Annotated in this window: 21 protein-coding genes; 10 read left to right on the forward strand and 11 right to left on the reverse strand. The window is 59.7% G+C overall.

Going from position 1 to position 16,949, the window contains the following annotated elements:
* Positions 1-107: 107 nt before the first annotated feature.
* Positions 108-1,013 (reverse strand): LysR substrate-binding domain-containing protein, encoded by a 906-nt coding sequence (locus ACMFWR_RS08240; protein ID WP_413194506.1) that lies wholly within the window; start codon positions 1,011-1,013, stop codon positions 108-110.
* Between the two features lie 332 nt (positions 1,014-1,345).
* Between ACMFWR_RS08240 and ACMFWR_RS08245 the strand changes: the two genes are divergently transcribed.
* The 8 genes from ACMFWR_RS08245 to yddG all read left to right on the forward strand — a co-directional run bounded on the left by ACMFWR_RS08245 (position 1,346) and on the right by yddG (position 11,088).
* On the forward strand, positions 1,346-2,296 hold the full coding sequence (locus ACMFWR_RS08245; RefSeq protein WP_413194507.1) for a ring-cleaving dioxygenase: 951 nt from the start codon (positions 1,346-1,348) through the stop codon (positions 2,294-2,296).
* Positions 2,297-2,395: 99 nt separating this feature from the next.
* Positions 2,396-2,833, forward strand: a complete 438-nt coding sequence (locus tag ACMFWR_RS08250) for an ester cyclase (RefSeq protein ID WP_413194508.1) — start codon at positions 2,396-2,398, stop codon at positions 2,831-2,833.
* A gap of 262 nt (positions 2,834-3,095) precedes the next feature.
* Complete coding sequence (locus tag ACMFWR_RS08255; protein ID WP_413194509.1) at positions 3,096-4,592, forward strand: SulP family inorganic anion transporter; 1,497 nt, start codon at positions 3,096-3,098, stop codon at positions 4,590-4,592.
* Positions 4,593-4,793: 201 nt separating this feature from the next.
* A complete protein-coding gene (locus ACMFWR_RS08260) occupies positions 4,794-5,519 on the forward strand; it encodes a GntR family transcriptional regulator (protein ID WP_413194510.1) in 726 nt (241 codons plus the stop codon).
* A gap of 533 nt (positions 5,520-6,052) precedes the next feature.
* The gene (locus tag ACMFWR_RS08265; RefSeq protein WP_413194511.1) at positions 6,053-7,384 is read left to right on the forward strand and encodes an NAD(P)/FAD-dependent oxidoreductase; all 1,332 of its coding nucleotides are present in this window, start codon (positions 6,053-6,055) and stop codon (positions 7,382-7,384) included.
* Between the two features lie 131 nt (positions 7,385-7,515).
* Positions 7,516-8,847 carry an MFS transporter gene (locus tag ACMFWR_RS08270; protein ID WP_413194512.1) on the forward strand — a complete coding sequence of 444 codons (1,332 nt, stop codon included), beginning with the start codon at positions 7,516-7,518 and terminating at the stop codon, positions 8,845-8,847.
* A gap of 177 nt (positions 8,848-9,024) precedes the next feature.
* The gene (locus ACMFWR_RS08275; RefSeq protein ID WP_413194513.1) at positions 9,025-9,951 is read left to right on the forward strand and encodes a dihydrodipicolinate synthase family protein; all 927 of its coding nucleotides are present in this window, start codon (positions 9,025-9,027) and stop codon (positions 9,949-9,951) included.
* Positions 9,952-10,182: 231 nt separating this feature from the next.
* Positions 10,183-11,088, forward strand: a complete 906-nt coding sequence (yddG, locus tag ACMFWR_RS08280) for an aromatic amino acid DMT transporter YddG (protein WP_413194514.1) — start codon at positions 10,183-10,185, stop codon at positions 11,086-11,088.
* A 255-nt stretch (positions 11,089-11,343) separates the two neighbouring features.
* Here yddG and ACMFWR_RS08285 read toward each other — a convergent pair whose 3' ends face one another.
* On the reverse strand, positions 11,344-11,547 hold the full coding sequence (locus ACMFWR_RS08285) for a helix-turn-helix transcriptional regulator (protein ID WP_413194515.1): 204 nt from the start codon (positions 11,545-11,547) through the stop codon (positions 11,344-11,346).
* Between the two features lie 9 nt (positions 11,548-11,556).
* Positions 11,557-12,003 (reverse strand): hypothetical protein, encoded by a 447-nt coding sequence (locus tag ACMFWR_RS08290; RefSeq protein ID WP_413194516.1) that lies wholly within the window; start codon positions 12,001-12,003, stop codon positions 11,557-11,559.
* 328 nt (positions 12,004-12,331) lie between these two features.
* Here ACMFWR_RS08290 and ACMFWR_RS08295 point away from each other — a divergent pair, with 328 nt between their 5' ends.
* The gene (locus ACMFWR_RS08295) at positions 12,332-13,078 is read left to right on the forward strand and encodes a hypothetical protein (RefSeq protein WP_413194517.1); all 747 of its coding nucleotides are present in this window, start codon (positions 12,332-12,334) and stop codon (positions 13,076-13,078) included.
* A gap of 15 nt (positions 13,079-13,093) precedes the next feature.
* Positions 13,094-13,366: a DUF1488 family protein gene (locus ACMFWR_RS08300; RefSeq protein ID WP_413194518.1), complete on the forward strand. Its 273-nt coding sequence runs from the start codon at positions 13,094-13,096 to the stop codon at positions 13,364-13,366.
* A 41-nt stretch (positions 13,367-13,407) separates the two neighbouring features.
* Here the strand turns inward: ACMFWR_RS08300 and ACMFWR_RS08305 are convergent, their stop codons facing one another.
* From ACMFWR_RS08305 to ACMFWR_RS08340, 8 genes are all read right to left on the reverse strand, one after another.
* Positions 13,408-13,842 (reverse strand): hypothetical protein, encoded by a 435-nt coding sequence (locus tag ACMFWR_RS08305; protein WP_413194519.1) that lies wholly within the window; start codon positions 13,840-13,842, stop codon positions 13,408-13,410.
* Between the two features lie 3 nt (positions 13,843-13,845).
* Positions 13,846-14,034 carry a hypothetical protein gene (locus ACMFWR_RS08310; RefSeq protein ID WP_413194520.1) on the reverse strand — a complete coding sequence of 63 codons (189 nt, stop codon included), beginning with the start codon at positions 14,032-14,034 and terminating at the stop codon, positions 13,846-13,848.
* A gap of 407 nt (positions 14,035-14,441) precedes the next feature.
* The gene (locus ACMFWR_RS08315; RefSeq protein WP_413194521.1) at positions 14,442-14,708 is read right to left on the reverse strand and encodes a hypothetical protein; all 267 of its coding nucleotides are present in this window, start codon (positions 14,706-14,708) and stop codon (positions 14,442-14,444) included.
* Positions 14,705-15,427, reverse strand: a complete 723-nt coding sequence (locus tag ACMFWR_RS08320) for an HNH endonuclease signature motif containing protein (protein WP_413194522.1) — start codon at positions 15,425-15,427, stop codon at positions 14,705-14,707. The genes ACMFWR_RS08315 and ACMFWR_RS08320 overlap by 4 nt, the downstream gene beginning before the upstream one ends.
* Entirely contained in the window at positions 15,424-15,897 is a 474-nt protein-coding gene (locus ACMFWR_RS08325; protein ID WP_413194523.1) for a hypothetical protein, read from the reverse strand. The genes ACMFWR_RS08320 and ACMFWR_RS08325 overlap by 4 nt, the downstream gene beginning before the upstream one ends.
* Entirely contained in the window at positions 15,894-16,079 is a 186-nt protein-coding gene (locus ACMFWR_RS08330; RefSeq protein WP_413194524.1) for a hypothetical protein, read from the reverse strand. The genes ACMFWR_RS08325 and ACMFWR_RS08330 overlap by 4 nt, the downstream gene beginning before the upstream one ends.
* 14 nt (positions 16,080-16,093) lie before the next feature.
* Positions 16,094-16,507 (reverse strand): hypothetical protein, encoded by a 414-nt coding sequence (locus tag ACMFWR_RS08335; protein WP_413194525.1) that lies wholly within the window; start codon positions 16,505-16,507, stop codon positions 16,094-16,096.
* Between the two features lie 8 nt (positions 16,508-16,515).
* Positions 16,516-16,920, reverse strand: coding sequence for a hypothetical protein (locus ACMFWR_RS08340; RefSeq protein ID WP_413194526.1), 405 nt, complete (start codon positions 16,918-16,920; stop codon positions 16,516-16,518).
* Between the last annotated feature and the right edge of the window lie 29 nt (positions 16,921-16,949).

Here is a 16,949-nt window from a genome sequence, read left to right on the forward strand (position 1 = left end):
GGTAACGACGCAACCCCGCAACCGACGAATCGGCAACCGGGCATTGGGTCGATCGGACAATCAGCCGAAGCAACGCACGCACGAACGAAGAGAAGAAGGTCGATGCCTTAACCAAACGCCGTGACTTTCGGCATCTCGGTGGCCAGAAAATCGACCAGCGAGCGAACCGCTGGCAGCAAGCCCGTGCGATACGGAATCAAGGCAGAAATATGCGCCTGCGCGGCGATCCATTCGGGCAACAACTGGCGCAACGTGCCTGCCTGCAATTCCGCGCGACAGATATAGCCCGGTAATGCGGCGATACCCAGGTTCATGCACGCCGCTTCTTTCAATGAAATGAGATTGTTGCTTTGATATCGGGGCGCAATGGGCACTGTGACGTTTTGACCGTCGGGTCCTTCGAGTTGCCATTGCGACGGCCCCCTGCGCGTCATCGAAAGAATAGAGTGCGCGTCGAGTTGTTCGGGGCGTTCGAGATGCGGGTGTTGTTCGAGATAAGCCGGCCCCGCAAACAGGCGCCAGGGTGCGCTCGTGAGCGGACGTTGAATCAGATTCGAGTCCTGAAGCCGTGAGGAATGTCCGCGGATCGCGATATCGTAGCCTTCGCCGACGATGTCGACGATTCGATCCGTCGCATTCTCGTGAATGGACACTTTAGGATGGGCGCTCATAAAGGCCGGCAGCACATCGCGAAGAATATATTGGGCGATTTCGATCGGCGCAGTAATGCGAATAATGCCGCTCGGCTCCGACAGCCGCTGACGCATGGCCTCTTCAGCCACTTCGGCGCTTTTGAGCAGGGCGAGTGCGTACTGGTAGAACTCCGCACCGACCTCAGTCATTGAGAATTGCCTTGAAGTGCGGTTAATCAGGCGAACGCCGAGAAAGGCTTCGAGTTCCTTGACGCGGTGGCTGAGCGTGGACTTCTGGATTCCCAATACGTCGCCTGCCGATGTAAATCCCCCGTGGTCAACGACTTGTACGAACAGGTAGACGTCCTTCAGGTCCAGCATGGTCTGCGCCTCGATGTGGGTTGTCGTTTCACGACCGGGTCGTGAGTGAAGGCAGGCGCGCGCGTCGTCTCTTTGACGTCTCGTTGATATCGTATTGACGGCTGCTATTGATCAACAGCGTGCTCGGCAGCGACATCGCCAGCGGGCCAGCCTGAGGGTCCGGAGACATGGTACTCGCGGTGCGGGCGCAACTCAGTGCGTGATCGTTCTTGTTCGGCGAACGTATCGTTCGGGCGATGGCATCTTCTCAATCCGTATGCACCGACTAAGCTAGCCGTGACCCAATCAGGATTGGGGTGGATGAGAAGGACCATTTCGAGCAGGAGACAACGATGTCAATGATCAAGGGATTTCATCACCTGACGGCGGGAGTCGGCGGCGCGCAGCAGGACGTTGATTTCTACGTGAAGCTTCTCGGACAGAGCCTCGTCAAAAAGACGGTGTTATTTGACGGGAAGGATCCGATTTATCACCTGTACTACGGCAATGCGAGTGGCGATCCGGGAACGCTCGTCACCTCGTTTCCATTCAGGCAAAAGGGCGTAAAAGCGCGTGCCGGATCCGGGCAGGTCAAGGTGATTAATTACTCCGTTCCGCGCGATTCGCTCGCTTTCTGGCGTACGCGCTTTGAGGCAATGCGGGTGCCTCACGACCCCGTGGTAACTGAGCGCTTTGCGGAGAAACGTCAGCGATTCCAGCATCCATGCGGGATCGAGTTCGACCTGGTGGAAACCGATTTCGATGCACGGCCCGCGTGTACAAACGCCGATATTCCCGAGCGGTTTGCCGTGCGTGGTGTGCATAGCGTGACGCTGTCGCTGCGCGAGGTATCGGAATCCATTCCGTTTATGAGCGAAGTGCTCGATTTCCGTTATGTCGGCCAGTCGGGCCCATACCACCGGTTCGAAACTCACGCGGGCGGGCCGGGTACGGTGGTCGAGTTTATTCATGAACCCGATCGTCAGCAGGGGTCGACGATATACGGAGAGGGCACCGTTCATCACGTCGCCTTTGCCGTTGACAGTACTCAGGAGCAGAGCGCGCTCAAGTCGAAGCTGATGGGGCTGGGCTATATCGACACGTCGGAGTCCGTCGATCGAAACTACTTTCGCTCGATGTACTTCAAGATGCCTGGCGGCGTGATATTCGAGGCCGCGACGACCGATATCGGCTTTGCGGTCGACGAAGCACCCGGACATTTTGGCGAGGAGTTTCAACTACCTCCGTGGCTCAGGGATCGTAAGGGCGAACTGCTTTCGCGCCTGGAGCCGATTAACACCTAGAAACGTTTGCTGAAGTGTCGCCCGGAAAACCCCGGGCGGCGACGGTATAGTTCCGGCTGCATCGCTTTACTCTCGAAGCGATTTCCGGAGACCGGCAAAATGACACAGGCGACCGACCAGCAAAAGCGGAGTGTGATCGACCAGTTCTACGAGGCGTTCTCGCGCAAAGACGTTGAAATGCTCCGCCACGTCGTGAGTTCCGACTGGGAATACATCCCCGAGCCGGTCGGGGTGAAACCGGGACCCGAACAGATGGTGCCGATGTTCGCCGAAATCGCCACATCGTTTCCCGACATGCGGATCGAGATTCTCGATGTACTGATTGCAGGAGATCGCGTGGGCGTTCGAGCGCGCGTCACTGCTACGCAGTCCGGCGAACTGCTCGGCATTGAAGCGACCTCAAAGCCCGTCGATTTCGCGATCCACTCGTTCCACGAGCTCCGAGGCGACCGCATCATCAAAACGTGGCACCTCGAAGACTGGCTGACCGTATTTAAACAAATCGGCCGCGTACCGCCGGGACTCGCGTCGCAATGAAGACCTAAGATGAAGAGCAGTTCGATGTCGCGGTGAATGCGCTCAATGCACTCATGAATGCGGGCGGCGCGGACGAACACCATCTGCTTGGCAAACTCGTCGCGGCGCTGGGCGAGTACGAAATCGTTCATCATCAGTAGGGCGGTTTGACCCACCACCTCTCACAATTGACCGTCATTAATTTATGCGATGATTCGTGCCCGGCGTGATGGACGTCGGCAGGGTCAACGGTCGGGAGAGGGCGGTTTTGGGTGCGAGCGGTATGGAAGGTGCAGAAAGCGGCGTCGTGAACACGGGCACGTGGCTAGACGTGATGCGGTCGCGAACGCTTCTGACGAAGGAAGTGCTCGCTGGCGTCGTCACAAGCTTGGCGCTGGTTCCCGAGGTCATTTCGTTTTCCTTTATTTCCGGCGTCGACCCGCGCTCGGCGTTGTTTGCGTCGGTCGTGCTGCTGCTTGTCACGTCGATTTTCGGCGGACGATCGGCAATGGTTACTGCCGCTGCCGGTTCGGTAGCGCTGGTGGTCGGGCCGATGGTCCACGCGCACGGCGCGCAGTACATTCTTCCTGCGGTACTGCTCGGCGGCGTGATTCAGATTGCGTTTGGCGCGCTGGGCCTCGCCAAACTCGCGCGATTTATCCCGCGTTCGGTTATGGTCGGGTTTGTCAACGCACTGGGCATCCTGATCTTCTGCGCACAGATCCCCCACCTGATTCACAAACCGTTGGCGGTGTACGCACTGTTCGCTGTCACGATCGTCATCATGCTCGGCATGCCGCGCATCACCAAAGCGATCCCGTCTGCATTGGTCGCCATCGTCGCTGCGACGCTGGCCGCATCGCTGGGCCATCTCTCTGTACCGACCGTGGGTGCAAATCAGGCAGCTGACGCCGGTCTGATCGGGTGGACGCAATGGGACGTTCCGTTCGATCTCGAGACACTCAGCACTGTATGGCGCACGTCGATCAGCATTGCGCTGGTCGGCCTCCTCGAATCGTTGCTGACGGCGAAGCTCGTCGACGACATCACCGAAACGCGTTCGAGCAAATCCCGTGAATCGTGGGCTTTGGGGCTCGCCAATATCTGCGCCGGCCTGTACGGCGGCATCGCAGGGTGCGCGATGATCGGCCAGACCGTTGTGAACGTGGGCATTGGCGGTGCGCGCAGTCGCGTGTCGACCGTCGCCGCGGCGCTGTCACTGCTGATTCTGCTCACCGGCCTGAGCGCAGTGATGTCCGCGATTCCCGTGGTCTCGCTGGCCGCGGTCATGATGATCGTCGCGATCAAGACGGCGGATTGGCACAGCGTCAGGCCGGCCACGCTCCTGCGCATGCCGTGGATGGAAACGAGCGTGATGCTTCTGACGGTGGCGCTGACCGTCTACAGCGGCAACCTGGCGCTTGGCGTGATCTGCGGGTCGGCGCTCGCACTGCTCTGGTTTGCGCGCCGGGCCGCCGGCGTGATCAAGACCGACCGCTGGTGCTCGGATGATGGTGCAACGGCGTACTACGCCGTGCGCGGTCCGCTGTTCTTTGGAAGCAGCAACGAACTTGCCGAGCGTTTCCACTACGCAGGCGATCCGTCGGATGTAAAGATCGACTTGTCCGCAGCACACGTGCTCGACGCATCGACGGTCGCTGCGCTGGATTCGATTCGCCTCAAATACGCCAAACTCGGAATCAAGGCCGAGTTTCACGGACTCGATGAGTTGAGTCAGCGGTTTCATGCCCGCCTGTCCGGGCAGCTCAACGTGAGCTGATCGCCGGGGCGCGCATTTCAGTACGCTGACCATCGGTGTCAGATCCATGCTGTCGTCGATGCGGTTATTGGGTGCCGTCGTTTTGACGGCGTTCTTTATTCGCTATGTCAGCGTCGGTGCGGCATCCACCCGATGGTCTAGCGGTTCGGGCGCATGGAATGCTCCTGTTTCGGTATCATTGAGTCAACCTGAGTGACCGCAATGAATACGACTTCCGACTCCCCCAATACCGACGAAGGACCCGGTCCCATCGACCGCAAATCCGCATTGGCCGACGCGTTAAAGCGCCGGATCGTCAGTATGGAGTTGGCGCCGGGAGCGGTGGTCGACGAAGTGGCATTAAGCGCCGAATTCGGCCTTTCGCGCCCGCCTGTGCGAGAACTCCTGCGCCAGATGGCGGCTGAGGGTTATATCGAACTCGAGGCCAACAGAGCGGCCCGAGTGTCATCGATGAGCTATCAATCGCTCAGAAATTTTTTCCTTGCCGCGCCGATGATCTACATCGCGACGTCGCAACTCGCCGCGAACAACGCAACCGCAGCGGATATCGTCCGACTCCGGGAGATTCAGAAGCATTTCAAAGCGGCGATTATCAAGAACGACGTCGAGAACCGGGTTTTATATAACGATCAGTTCCACCTCGAGATCGGCAATATCGCGCGCAATGAATATCTGATGCCGAGCCTGCGACGCATCCTGATTGATCACGCACGACTCGGAAAGACCTTTTATCGGTTCCCGACCACGGACAATATGCAGCACGACCTTGAGAGCGCGGTCGAGCAGCACGAGCAGATCATCGACGCGATCGAGCGCCACGACGCGAATGCGGTCGCGACGATCGTCCGGGAACATCTCGATTTGTCGCGACGCCGGATGACGGAATATGCCGTTCCGAATGGTGTCGATGTGCCGTTGGCGCTTTAACGCCGACATTCGGCCACCTCCACGACATAGCCGCCTCGACGCGGTACCTCCTTCAACGACGTACCTCCCACCTCGACCTACGCTGCGCGACGGCTTGCATCGCCCGTTCGACCGACAGCGGCCGTACAGGGTCACGTCGCGCCCGCCTCTGATCGAGTCGTAAGCCCGATCCACGCACACACGACGCGCGGGTCTCGGCGTACGCCGTCCGCTCTGCAAGCGGCCCCTCCCGTCCCGGTTTGCCCGGCATCCATGCGCCCGATCCTTGGTCGCATGTGATTCCTATCTACTTGATTATTTTAATAAAATACAAGTTATTTATATTGTAGACAAATTGTCGTATGGGAGAAAACCCCTATTTCGGCTCGATCTTCGTCGTCCTATCCTGACTACAATTGATAGACAAACGGTAGGCTGAACACTTCAAAGGCGAAGGGACCCAGCCAAAAACCGTGCAAGGGACGGCTAGTCCGCGTGTGGCAAATCGGCTTGTGACCGTGTGTCGCGAGCAGAAGGAATGTCAGGAAATCAGCATGCAGAAGGTCACTTCAACCCCCTCCGATGACGCTCGATGCGGTTGGTATCACCTCAGCGGTCCTCGGCAACCCCGGCCCGCCCATTCCGGTTCAAAGCACGCGCGCTGGACGGTGATCGGCGCGGGATACACCGGGCTGGCGGCTGCGCGACAACTCGCGCTCAACAATCCCGATGACGAGATCGTCCTGATCGATGCCCAGGAGGTCGGATTCGGAACGGCGGGGCGCAACGCAGGCTTCGCCATCGATCTCCCTCATGACATCGGCGCCGACGACTATATTGGGGACATCGACAAAGCAAAGACGACGCTCAGGTTGAACGTGCTGGGACAGTCGATCCTGCGCTCGCTCGTCGAGCGGTACGGCATCGACTGCGCGATGCGCGCCTCGGGGAAGTATCAAGCCGCGGTGGAGGGCAAGGGACTCGCTGTCCTCGATGCCTATCGCCGCGGCCTCGACAAACTGGGGCAGGCCTACGAGATGATCGAAGGCGACGACTTGCCAGGGCATATCGGCACGCACTTCTACAAGCGCGCGCTCTACACGCCCGGAACGATCCTGGTGCAGCCCTCGGCACTCGTCAAAGGGCTTGCCGACTGCTTGCCGAGCAATGTCACGCTGTACGAGCGCACGCCGATTACTGAAGTCGACTATGGCGATCAGGCTGGCGACAAGATCGTGCTCGGACATGCCAACGGCCGTATCACGACCGACAAGCTGATTCTGGCCAACAACGCGTTCGGCATGCGCTTCGGTTTTCTTCAACGGACGATGCTGCCCGTGTTCCTCTACGCGAGCCTGACCCGGCCGCTGTCCGACGAGGAGCAGGCACAGCTCGGGGGCAAATCGTTCTGGGGCGTCATTCCGGCCGATCCGTTCGGAAGCACGGTCCGTCGTACTCATGACAACCGGATCCTGATTCGCAACAGCTTCAGTTTCAACCCGGACGGGCGTCCGAAGCAGCAGTACCTCGAGCGCTTTATCAAGCGCCACCAGGCGTCGTTCGAACGCCGCTTCCCGATGTTGCCGAACGTCGGATTCGACTACACGTGGAGCGGGTCGCTCGCGCTGTCGCAGAACCACGAAGGGTTTTTCGGGCAACTGGCACCCAACGTCTATGGCGCGCTGTGCTGCAACGGCCTCGGCATCACGCGAGGCACGGTGACCGGAACGTTGCTCGCGAACTGGATCGCGGGGGAGCGGAGCGACCTCATCGATTTTCTTTTGCAGTCGCCGGGCCCCAACAAGGCGCCGCCGGAGCCTTTCCTCTCGGTCGGCGTGAACGCGACACTGGCATGGGGACAGCACAAGGCGGGACTCGAAAGCTGATACCGGCGCGCTGAGCAGAACGCGTCCTCGGAATGCGCCGGACCGAGATCGACAGCGAACGGCGCAAGACCCTATTAGCCGACTCGCATGGCCACGAGGCCCGTGCACGAGTCGGCACCCAAGGAGACAACGTGAGAGCAAGCAACCTGTCTATCGAAGACGTGCAGCTCAATGGATTTCACCGGCTGCTGAGCATTCGCTCAGGCGGCGGATGGATCATGGACGGCTACGTGCTCAGCATTATTGGTGTGGCATCCGTGCAGTTTTCGGCGGCGCTTCACTTGAACGGCTTCTGGGAGGGCATGGTCGCGGCGTCGGCGCTGATCGGCATCTTCTTCGGTGGCTTTTTCGGCGGATGGCTGACCGACAAGATCGGCCGCAAGAAGCTGTATCTCGTCACGCCGTTGTTATTCATCCTGTGCTCGCTCGCGCAATACTGGGTTCAATCGGGCGAACAATTATTTGCATTCCGGTTTCTCGTCGGCATTGGAGTCGGCATTGAATATCCGGTTGCCGGATCGTTGTTGACCGAGTTTTTACCCAAGAAGAGTCGCGGACCTTTACTCGCTGCATTGACGATTCTTTGGTTCGCGGGTGCAGCACTCGCTTATATCGTCGGTAACGTGATCCTCGTTCACGGCGGTGCAGATGCCTGGCGCATCGTGCTCGCGAGTTCGTCGGTGATCGGCGCATGCCTGTTTGTCTTGCGGCTTGGCACACCTGAATCGCCGCGATGGCTGCTGAGCAAAGGCCGCACCGTTGAGGCTGAACAGATCATCAAGCGCGTGTATGGCCCGTCGTTCGGCCTTGAACATCTCCCTGAACAGAAGGCCGAACGCAAGACGTCGCTGAGCTGCCTGATTCGCTCGGGATACGGGCAACGCATGCTCTTCGTCTCGGTCTTCTGGACGTGCTCGGTGATCCCCGTCTTTGCGGTGTATTCGTTCGCACCGCGCGTGCTTGAGGCCCTGCATCTGAACGGCGATTGGGAAGCGTGGGGATCGGTTGCGATCACGTTGTTGTTCGTTGTCGGATGCGCGATTGCCACGAAGGTCATCAACGCGGTGGGCCGGCGCAATCTCGTGATTCACAGCTTCCTGTGGTCGGCGCTTGCCTTGCTCGCACTCGGCTATTGCTCCGATGGCAACGCAGTATTGATCCTTGTGCTGTTCGGCGCCTATGCCGTCTTTATCGGCGGGGCACAGGTACTCCAGCTCGTGTACCCCAACGAAATCTTTCCGACCGATGTGCGCGCGTTCGCCGTGGGCATGGGCGCATCACTGTCCCGCGTCGGCGCCGCGATCGGCACCTGGCTTGTGCCGATGTCGCTGCACACGATCGGCATCGGCAACACGATGTATGTCGCGGCGGTTGTCTCGCTCGTCGGCTTGCTGACGTCCATTGCGCTTGCCCCGGAAACGCGGTCGCTGAGTCTCCAGGAGGCGGCTTCGCTTCATCACTGATTAACCACTGATTGAGAGCTGACTAAGAACTCACTACGAGCTGAGTAACAGCTAATTGAGAACTGATCAGCGGCTGATCGATCCTTGAACGCCGGTAGTGTCCGTAGCGTTTGCCGGACGGCGCGCTGGACACCCTGAATCTACAACCCATCTGAATGAACTGACGGACAACTGACCATGAAATTCGAAGGCATCTATACCCCAGCGATCACGCCCCTCTCCAGCGACGGCCAGATCGACCGAGCTGCATTTGCCGAGGTGCTTGAAAGCCTCATCGACGCAAAAGTGCACGGCATCATCATCGGTGGCTCGACGGGTGAGTACTACGCGCACACGTCCGATGAGCGCATCGGATTGGCTGTGTACGCGAAACAGGTCATCGGCTCACGTGTGCCCCTGATCATCGGAACGGGCGCCGTACGCACCGAAGACTCGATCGAATACGCAAGGGCCGCAAAGAACATTAAGGCCGATGCCATTCTTGTCAGCTCGCCGCCGTATGCGTTGCCGACCGAATTGGAGAACGCCGCTCACGCACTGGCTGTCGACCGTGCCGCGAGCTTGCCGATCATGCTGTACAACTATCCGGGCCGCACGAATGCCTTGATGGGCCGCACCTTCTTCGAGACGGTGCTCGCGCAGTCGCGCAACTTCGTGGCGATCAAGGAAAGCTCAGGCAGCGCGCAGCAACTGCATATGCTGGCGCGTTCGTTTCCGAACATCGCTCTCTCGTGCGGCTGGGACGATCAGGCGCTCGAGTTCTTTGCCTGGGGTGCGCGAAGCTGGGTCTGCGCCGGGTCGAATTTCCTGCCTGAAGAGCACATTGCGCTCTACGAAGCGTGCGTCGTCGAAAAGGACTTCGACAAGGGCCGCATGATCATGTCCGCCATGATGCCGTTGATGGACTTTCTCGAAGACGCCGGAAAGTTCGTGCAATCCATCAAGTACGGCTGCGAGCTCAAGGGCTTGCGCGCCGGCGGTCTGCGGGCGCCGCTGCAACCGCTTGAGGATGCGCAGAAGGAAGCACTCAAGCAGATCGTCGCTGATCTCAAGAACGAGATCGCCCGCGTGACGCAACGCGATGCATCGCTGGAGACCGCCTGAATCAGTGAATCGCTGAATCGGCAAGCGACTCGGTGAGCGACGTGTCGAAGGTGCGGTACATTCGACCTTCGACACGTCAAACCACATGGGCCACGCGCCGAAGTCGTTTATCGTATCGTCCGCGTGCTGCGTCTTGCGGTAAGGGTTGGGCCTCGCGCGTGCCGTGTGCCGAAGGTTCACCCGTCGAATCGTCGTCGGCAATGAAGCAATGAATGGATCGCTCTCCTGTTTATGGATGAAAGAAAGAAGGCAACCCTGATTGGCCTGGTGGCTGTGTTCCTGTGGAGTTCGATCGTCGGACTGATTCGCGGCGTGAGCGAAGGGCTGGGTGCGACAGCTGGTGCGGCGATGATCTACACCGTGGCGTCGGTGATCCTGTTCTTCTCGGTGGGATTCCCGAAACTGAGCACCTTCCCGCGCCGCTACCTGATCTGGGGCAGTCTGCTGTTCGTCGCCTACGAACTGTGCCTTTCGCTTTCCATCGGCTATGCAAGCACCGGTCGTCAGGCCGTTGAAGTCGGTATGGTCAACTATCTGTGGCCAACCTTCACCTTGATTGCCGCGATTCTGTTCAACAAGCAGCGATCCAATGCGCTGATATTCCCGGGGTTTGTCCTCTCGGTCCTCGGAATCGCCTGGGTGCTCGGAGGGGATCAGGGCTTCGATATCGGCGAAATGCTTGCGAACGTCCAGGCGAATCCATTGAGCTTCGGGCTGGCCTTCGCGGGCGCGATCATTTGGGCCGCGTATTGCACGGTCACTGCCCGGATTGCGGAAGGCAGCAACGGCGTCACGCTGTTCTTTGTGCTCGTCGCGCTGACACTTTGGATCAAGTACGCGATGAATGGCGGCGGAGCGATCCACTTCGACGTCCGCACGACCATTTATCTCGTGCTGGCGGCGTCGGCCATCGGACTTGGCTATGCCGCCTGGAACGTTGGCATTTTGCGCGGCAACGTGACGATTCTTGCCGGCGCGTCGTATTTCATTCCGGTCTTTTCATCGGCGCTTGCCGCGAAACTGTTGAAGTCGCCGTTGCCGTTTGCGTTCTGGCAGGGGGCGGTGATGGTTTGCACCGGGTCGATTTTGTGCTGGACTGCGACGCGGCGGAATCATCGTCAGGCGACGAGCGAATAGGAGATTTGGATTCGCTCCCGATCCGTCGCACTTATCCGCGTCGCCGTGGCGAATCGCGCGAGGTCGAAAAAGGAGGGGTCGCTGGACGCAGCCGCAGGAAGGTCAAACGTCGGCCAATAAAACAAAAAGCCGTTGAATCCTTTTGGACTCAACGGCTTATATCCATTTCTGGCGGAGAGAAGGGGAGGCGGACATTGCCGCCTCAAGGCCGTCAGGCCGGGGTCCTAGACCGGGATTCGAACTAGACCCACAAGCCTACCCACAATCGACCTTTTCTCCATGGCGAGCGGCGCTGACCCTCGCTTCGAGCCACTCGTCGACCTCGGATTCTACCCAGGCGACCCGATTTTCGGTGATCGGGAATGGTTTCGGGAAATCACCGGTGCTGATCATCCGGTAGATTGTTGTCTTGCCGAGGGAAACCTTGGCCGTGACTTGCTTGATGCCGAGTGCGTTCATGGGGTCACCCTACTTTTGTTCCAATTTGGGCAATAGCTTCGAATCTTCGGCCGCCTCGAGCACCGTGCGCCCGTTGGGCAGCATGATCTGGCCGAGGAACGCGCCTTCGAACGACAGGATGCCGGTTTCGACAGCAGTGACCTGGCCTTTGATCCAGTCGCGTAGGATCGAATAGACCGCGATCGCACCGATCTCTTTGGCTTTCGCCTCGTGCTGGGTGCGCGTGCGCTGCATCCGGTTTGACCACGGGTGCTCTTTGAGCCACGCCTGGGCATAGCCATTGGCGCTCGCTTTCACGGTCACCTGGCGCCCGCGGTACTCGAACTGGACGAGCAACTCGCCGGCGGAGAAGTCGAGCATATGGCCGAACTTGTCGCAGCCGAACGCACGCAAGATCTTCTGCATGTCGGTGACAGCGCGATCGCCGCTAGTGGCGCTTTCGTAGGGAAGGGGCATGCTACGCTCCGTTGCTATGAGATACGAATATGTGTTCAACGTGGTCGACGCGGACGAGCGCGAGACCGGTGCAGGCGCTTGCTCTTTTGAGACTGACGAGCCGATCGCGCACATGGTGCGGGGTGCCATAATCGCGCTCAAGATGTCCAACAGCCCCGCAGACCAGGGAGCCGAGTACGGGGTTGTGAGAGTGGTTTTGCGGCCGGAAGTCGCGGGCTACGAAGTTAAGAAGCAGGTCGTACACGTGCGCGTGCGCCCAGTGGCGTCGGCTTAGGACGCACGAGTATCGAGTGGGCGCTGCGACTTCCTTTGATAGGCGAGAGATCGAATGCTTAAAAAGGTAGATCTGGCCAACATCGAGCCAGCCAAAACGACGATTCTTGTGCTCGGGGGAGCCGCGATAGGGGTAATGGTGACGCTCGGAATTGTTCCTGTTACCGGAGAACGAGGAACCATGGCCGCCTGGGCGTCCGCCTTGATTTCCGGCGCTGCTTTCGCCGGCACGATATTCCTTGCGACTATGGCCAAGCGAGAGAAACAGGCCGACGACCTTGCAAAGGCGAGAATCATGGCGATTGAGGCACTCCCTTCCCTCGAATCGTCGTTGACGAAACTGATGGACTTTTCGCAAGACGCTCGGCGCATGTACCGGCGGCAATTTGTCGCAGAGGACTTTTCTACTTTGAGGGCGAATATTCGGGATGCGGTAACCGAACTTTCGGTCGACGAGCTGGTGAGGCTTGTGCCGATCGACGCGCGTTGCGGGCCACGCATAGCCTACGTGAGTGCAAGCCTGCGCGAATTGGCAAAGGAGATGGATCGCGACAACAAGTGGATTTTTCTCGGCCGGAGCCGTAATCCTCGCTACGACATCTTGAGAGGTTGGATAGACGAAGCCGAGGAGCTGGCCGAGATCCTTCGCACCGCGCGCGATGTGTGCTTCGCAAGCTTTACCACGAGCGTTTGGCTCGACACGGACGAGAAGCGGCGCTACGAACTTTATCGAAAGCCGTTGCCGTTCAGACAGCGTGATGATCCAGCCGAGCCCGCACACGATCCACTCGAGGGCACATGATATGGAGACGAAGCCATGAATGTTGAACTTACTCCCGGTTCTCCACCGTTCGTGAAGGGCGGCGATGTAGCGTTCTCCTTGACGATTGACGGACGTCGGCAGCGATATGAGATATCGCGCGAAGCGTTGGCCGATCACTTCGACCCGGACGAACATCAAGCCAAGGATGCGCTGGCCGCGTTTCATCACGGTTTTAAGAGAATTTCTGAGGTCGCATCCGGCAAGTATGGTGCTGCTCCTGCGGACGACAAGGGAGTCGTAATTGTGCTGCGCACAACCGACTTCTGAGCGAGTAGCTTTCCCCCTGTGACCCGCTTGTCGGACGCTGTTCAGCATGTTTTATCCTCGGGCACCCAGTCTTCCGGGCGCACATCCCGCAGGCGCATACGCTTAACGCTAAAGTCGGTCATACGGAATTCAATCTCACCGTGGTAAAGCGTTCGAGCAAGATTGAAGGGGGCGACGATCTTTGGCCCGTGAATGATGGCGGTCAGCCTTTCGATTTCGGCTTGCGCTTCATCGCGCTCTGCAATCACTTGCGCAACCTTTTGCTTGAACCCTTCGAAATCGCAATTGATCGCGTCATCCCATAGCTCGCCGGCATAGTCACGGGGATCTGCCTTGAGAGCCAACAGGGCCTCATCGTTGAGTGCACGCTTGGCGATACGCATACAGAGATCGAAATCGGCTTTAGAGAGGGTACGGCCGGACTCACGGTGCACGATTGCGATCGCCGCGGCATGAATGTCAGCTGTGTTTTTCATTGGTCAATCCTCGAACAGTTCGCGTTGCGCGCGTTTGCCGTCGCCGCTCGATTCCTTCATGTGCGACGGGCAGAAGTGAACGTCGGTGCCCACCTGGTGCGCATGCACCGCGCACAGATGGCGATCGCAGGTCTTGCCCGGGCGCGCGCGGTAATCGCACTGGAACTCGCTGGTCGCTTTGCAACCTGGCACGGAGCAGCGCGGCGAGCGCTTATGGCCGCGCGTGCAAACGATCGCGTTGATTCCACGGGTTCGGATGGGCGTGCATGGCATGCTAGGATTTCTCCCCCTATCAAACGGAGGCGGCTATGTGGAAACAAGAGAAATACGAAGGCTTCGAGATTCACGTGCAAGCGGTTCCAAAATTTGGCCCTCCGCCTGCTGAAGGGGTCCCGTTCGGGTACACGGGATATGTCACGAGACCCGGAAACGTGGTGGCCGTTGAAGCAAATGTGCGTCGATTCACGAGGCACGAGGCAACCTTCGAGTCACGAGAGGAGGCGGAAAGTGCGGCTTTCGAGGAGGGTCGATCCGTCGTCGACGGAAACCATAAATCCTTAAACGTCAAGGGCCTCTGACCGGCGTCGTGCGAGCGCATGTCATCCCCGCAGCCTATGCACAAGGCCGGTCGGCGTTTGTTCGATCGCACCGGGCGTCGGCTTTTCCTGCTTCGTGCCGAGGAAGCCAGAGTCACCGGCTGCGCCAGTGACCTTCAGGAAATCGACCTCGACCTTAGCCGTGTCGACGATTACGCTTGCGACTTGCGCAACGGCCCGGGCCCGATCGACGTCCATTGGGTTGTCTTTGTCCTTGAGCGCCGCCAGTGTGTCCATCAGGTGCGCGCGCAGATCGGTGATGTTGCTCATTGCTCTTTCTCCTTCGCCTCGCGGGCGATGCGGTTGACCTGGCGCGTGATGGCGCCTTTCAGCTGCATCAGGCGCGCGAGTTCGGGGTGTTTCGAACGAGGATGGTTGCGGCGCGCGAGCTCCGCACGGCTGACGAGCTCAAGCGCGTCTGCCGTGATCTTCTCGAGCTCGGCGGTACGTCGTCCTGGAAGAAAACCGACCACGTGGCCTTTGGGCACAGGGCCGTTCGCGGCTTCCCACACGAGACGGTGCACAGCTACCCAGCGCCGCGCCGGCACGACGGTCGGATCATCTGTAACCTTGCGCTCTAGGTAGCCGTCCTTGGTCAGTCTCTCAGTACCGATCGGCAGATAGTTGTGGGATGCCTCGGCGGCGCGGCCTTTCTGAAACTGTGTGCGCACCGAGTTCGGATGATTTCCGGTCACCCCCTTCTTTCCCTTGTTCCACGACTCTTGACCCGGCTTAAACTGCGTCGCGACCATTCGCGGATCGTTACGTCCGCGGTGGATCCGCCCCGATCGATCAGATTCGAGGAACTCTGCTGATTTGTGCAAGCCGAGCTTTGCGGCCTTTGCGTAGACCTGGTTGACCGTGCGATCGAACATGACTGCGAGCTCGTCAGCTGTGCGATTTGGGTATTCACACGCGAGGCGTGTTGCGTCCTCGGGCGACCACTTGCGCCGAAGTAGCGTCGTCGATCCTGGCTTGCGCTTGGTCATCGCGGCTGTCTCCCCACGTTGCGCCCACGCAGCGCCGTGCCGACCCAGTCAGACGGCGCACTGGCGTGCACGCGATAGGTCACGACCTCGTCGGCGTTGGTGCGCAGGAATCCCCACGGCTTCACCTTGGCATTGCGGTGAATGAATATCGTCCAGACCTCATGCACACCGCGGTCCTTAGGCAGTAGCACGCGGTGGAACGTGTCGCCGGTCAGGAAGTTGAGCCAGCGTACGATGCGCGTGCCGCTGCGGCGTTGCTCCCAGTACCAGCCGAATAGGATGATGGCCAGCGCCCAGGGCCACGGATGGTCATGCACGCCGCGATCGGGGTCGCTGCCGACGAACCGGTGCAGATACGCGCGCGTGCCGAACGCCGTGAACAGGTAGTAGCGCTCGAGGTACGGCCGGTCGCCGTCGCTGATGATCCGGCAGCGCAGGAAGCCGGAGATCCAGAAGAGCAGGGCTTTCATGCCTTGTCCTGTTGGTCGAGAGACTCGGCGTGAAACGTCCCGATCGAGTCATAGTGGGTGGCGTGCTCGTCGGGCGTGCGCATGGTCGGAAGCCTGCGCACTGCGTGGACATAGCGGCTGATGAATACGGCAACGAGCGCGAGCAGCAGGAACGCCAGCAGCCGAACTTCCCCAGTGGTCATTTGTTCGAACATGGTCAGTGCCCCTGCGCGGCCGTGATGATCTTGTGCAGCTCGCGCGCGGCGTGCTGGTGCCAGGTCGCGCCGTGTTCGATCGCGAAGCCGAGCAGCCAGTGCAACACGTGGGCTTGCTCGAGATCGACGCTGGCGGGGATCTCGCGGCCGGCGGCACGCAGTGCGTGTGCGATCGGAGTCGTCTGCCAGAGCATCATGCCGAGCACCTCGCGCACGTCGTGCGTGAGCTCGCGCGGAAGCGGGCGCGTCTCGTCGATCAGCTCGCGCAGGCGCATCGCAGCAAGCGCGGTCGTCGACGGCGAGCCGGACTCGCCACCAAGGCGGGTGAACCCAATGTCGTCCGACGGGTATTCGGCGACGAGGGCCGCAATGATCCGCTCGTCCTCGGCCGCGCGTTGCATGTAGGTGGTCGGCATCGCGCGTCTCAGTGAACAGGCGACTTCGGTGCCGCTTCGCCGCCGATCGTGATCTCGAGCACCGTGATGCTGGGCAAGTTGGCCACGATGCGCGAGGAACGCTTTTGCTGAGCGGCTTTGAACATCTCACTTTCGCGCGGCGCATCGAGCCAAATGACCTGCCATTCCCCGGCGCCAACGACGCGATCGTAATCAGCGGCAACGTCGACACGGGTCTGCATGGCAGCAGCGACCACGTCGCTATCGCCTACCAGTTTGACCACGCCCGGCACGCTCATGACGAACTGTCGATTGGGGTATGTTTCCTCAACAAACGAGCACCCAGTGATGGGGTTTCCTTCCTCGTCGATCACCAGCACCTTAGGCTTCGGGTCGGTAGGGAGGCTGTAGTCAAATGCCATGAGAGTTTTCACGTGTCGGTATCCTTGAAAAAGCGGGGCGC

The organism is Pararobbsia alpina (assembly GCF_965118125.1).
GTDB classification, from domain to species: domain Bacteria; phylum Pseudomonadota; class Gammaproteobacteria; order Burkholderiales; family Burkholderiaceae; genus Pararobbsia; species Pararobbsia alpina_A.

Bases quoted from the DNA above. Each gene is read 5' to 3' on its own strand.
- ACMFWR_RS08240 (WP_413194506.1), bottom strand. From the start codon at position 1,013: ATGCTGGACCTGAAGGACGTCTACCTGTTCGTACAAGTCGTTGACCAC.
- ACMFWR_RS08245 (WP_413194507.1), top strand. From the start codon at position 1,346: ATGTCAATGATCAAGGGATTTCATCACCTGACGGCGGGAGTCGGCGGC.
- ACMFWR_RS08250 (WP_413194508.1), top strand. From the start codon at position 2,396: ATGACACAGGCGACCGACCAGCAAAAGCGGAGTGTGATCGACCAGTTC.
- ACMFWR_RS08255 (WP_413194509.1), top strand. From the start codon at position 3,096: ATGGAAGGTGCAGAAAGCGGCGTCGTGAACACGGGCACGTGGCTAGAC.
- ACMFWR_RS08260 (WP_413194510.1), top strand. From the start codon at position 4,794: ATGAATACGACTTCCGACTCCCCCAATACCGACGAAGGACCCGGTCCC.
- ACMFWR_RS08265 (WP_413194511.1), top strand. From the start codon at position 6,053: ATGCAGAAGGTCACTTCAACCCCCTCCGATGACGCTCGATGCGGTTGG.
- ACMFWR_RS08275 (WP_413194513.1), top strand. From the start codon at position 9,025: ATGAAATTCGAAGGCATCTATACCCCAGCGATCACGCCCCTCTCCAGC.
- yddG (WP_413194514.1), top strand. From the start codon at position 10,183: ATGGATGAAAGAAAGAAGGCAACCCTGATTGGCCTGGTGGCTGTGTTC.
- ACMFWR_RS08285 (WP_413194515.1), bottom strand. From the start codon at position 11,547: ATGAACGCACTCGGCATCAAGCAAGTCACGGCCAAGGTTTCCCTCGGC.
- ACMFWR_RS08290 (WP_413194516.1), bottom strand. From the start codon at position 12,003: ATGCCCCTTCCCTACGAAAGCGCCACTAGCGGCGATCGCGCTGTCACC.
- ACMFWR_RS08295 (WP_413194517.1), top strand. From the start codon at position 12,332: ATGCTTAAAAAGGTAGATCTGGCCAACATCGAGCCAGCCAAAACGACG.
- ACMFWR_RS08300 (WP_413194518.1), top strand. From the start codon at position 13,094: ATGAATGTTGAACTTACTCCCGGTTCTCCACCGTTCGTGAAGGGCGGC.
- ACMFWR_RS08305 (WP_413194519.1), bottom strand. From the start codon at position 13,842: ATGAAAAACACAGCTGACATTCATGCCGCGGCGATCGCAATCGTGCAC.
- ACMFWR_RS08315 (WP_413194521.1), bottom strand. From the start codon at position 14,708: ATGAGCAACATCACCGATCTGCGCGCGCACCTGATGGACACACTGGCG.
- ACMFWR_RS08320 (WP_413194522.1), bottom strand. From the start codon at position 15,427: ATGACCAAGCGCAAGCCAGGATCGACGACGCTACTTCGGCGCAAGTGG.
- ACMFWR_RS08325 (WP_413194523.1), bottom strand. From the start codon at position 15,897: ATGAAAGCCCTGCTCTTCTGGATCTCCGGCTTCCTGCGCTGCCGGATC.
- ACMFWR_RS08330 (WP_413194524.1), bottom strand. From the start codon at position 16,079: ATGACCACTGGGGAAGTTCGGCTGCTGGCGTTCCTGCTGCTCGCGCTC.
- ACMFWR_RS08335 (WP_413194525.1), bottom strand. From the start codon at position 16,507: ATGCCGACCACCTACATGCAACGCGCGGCCGAGGACGAGCGGATCATT.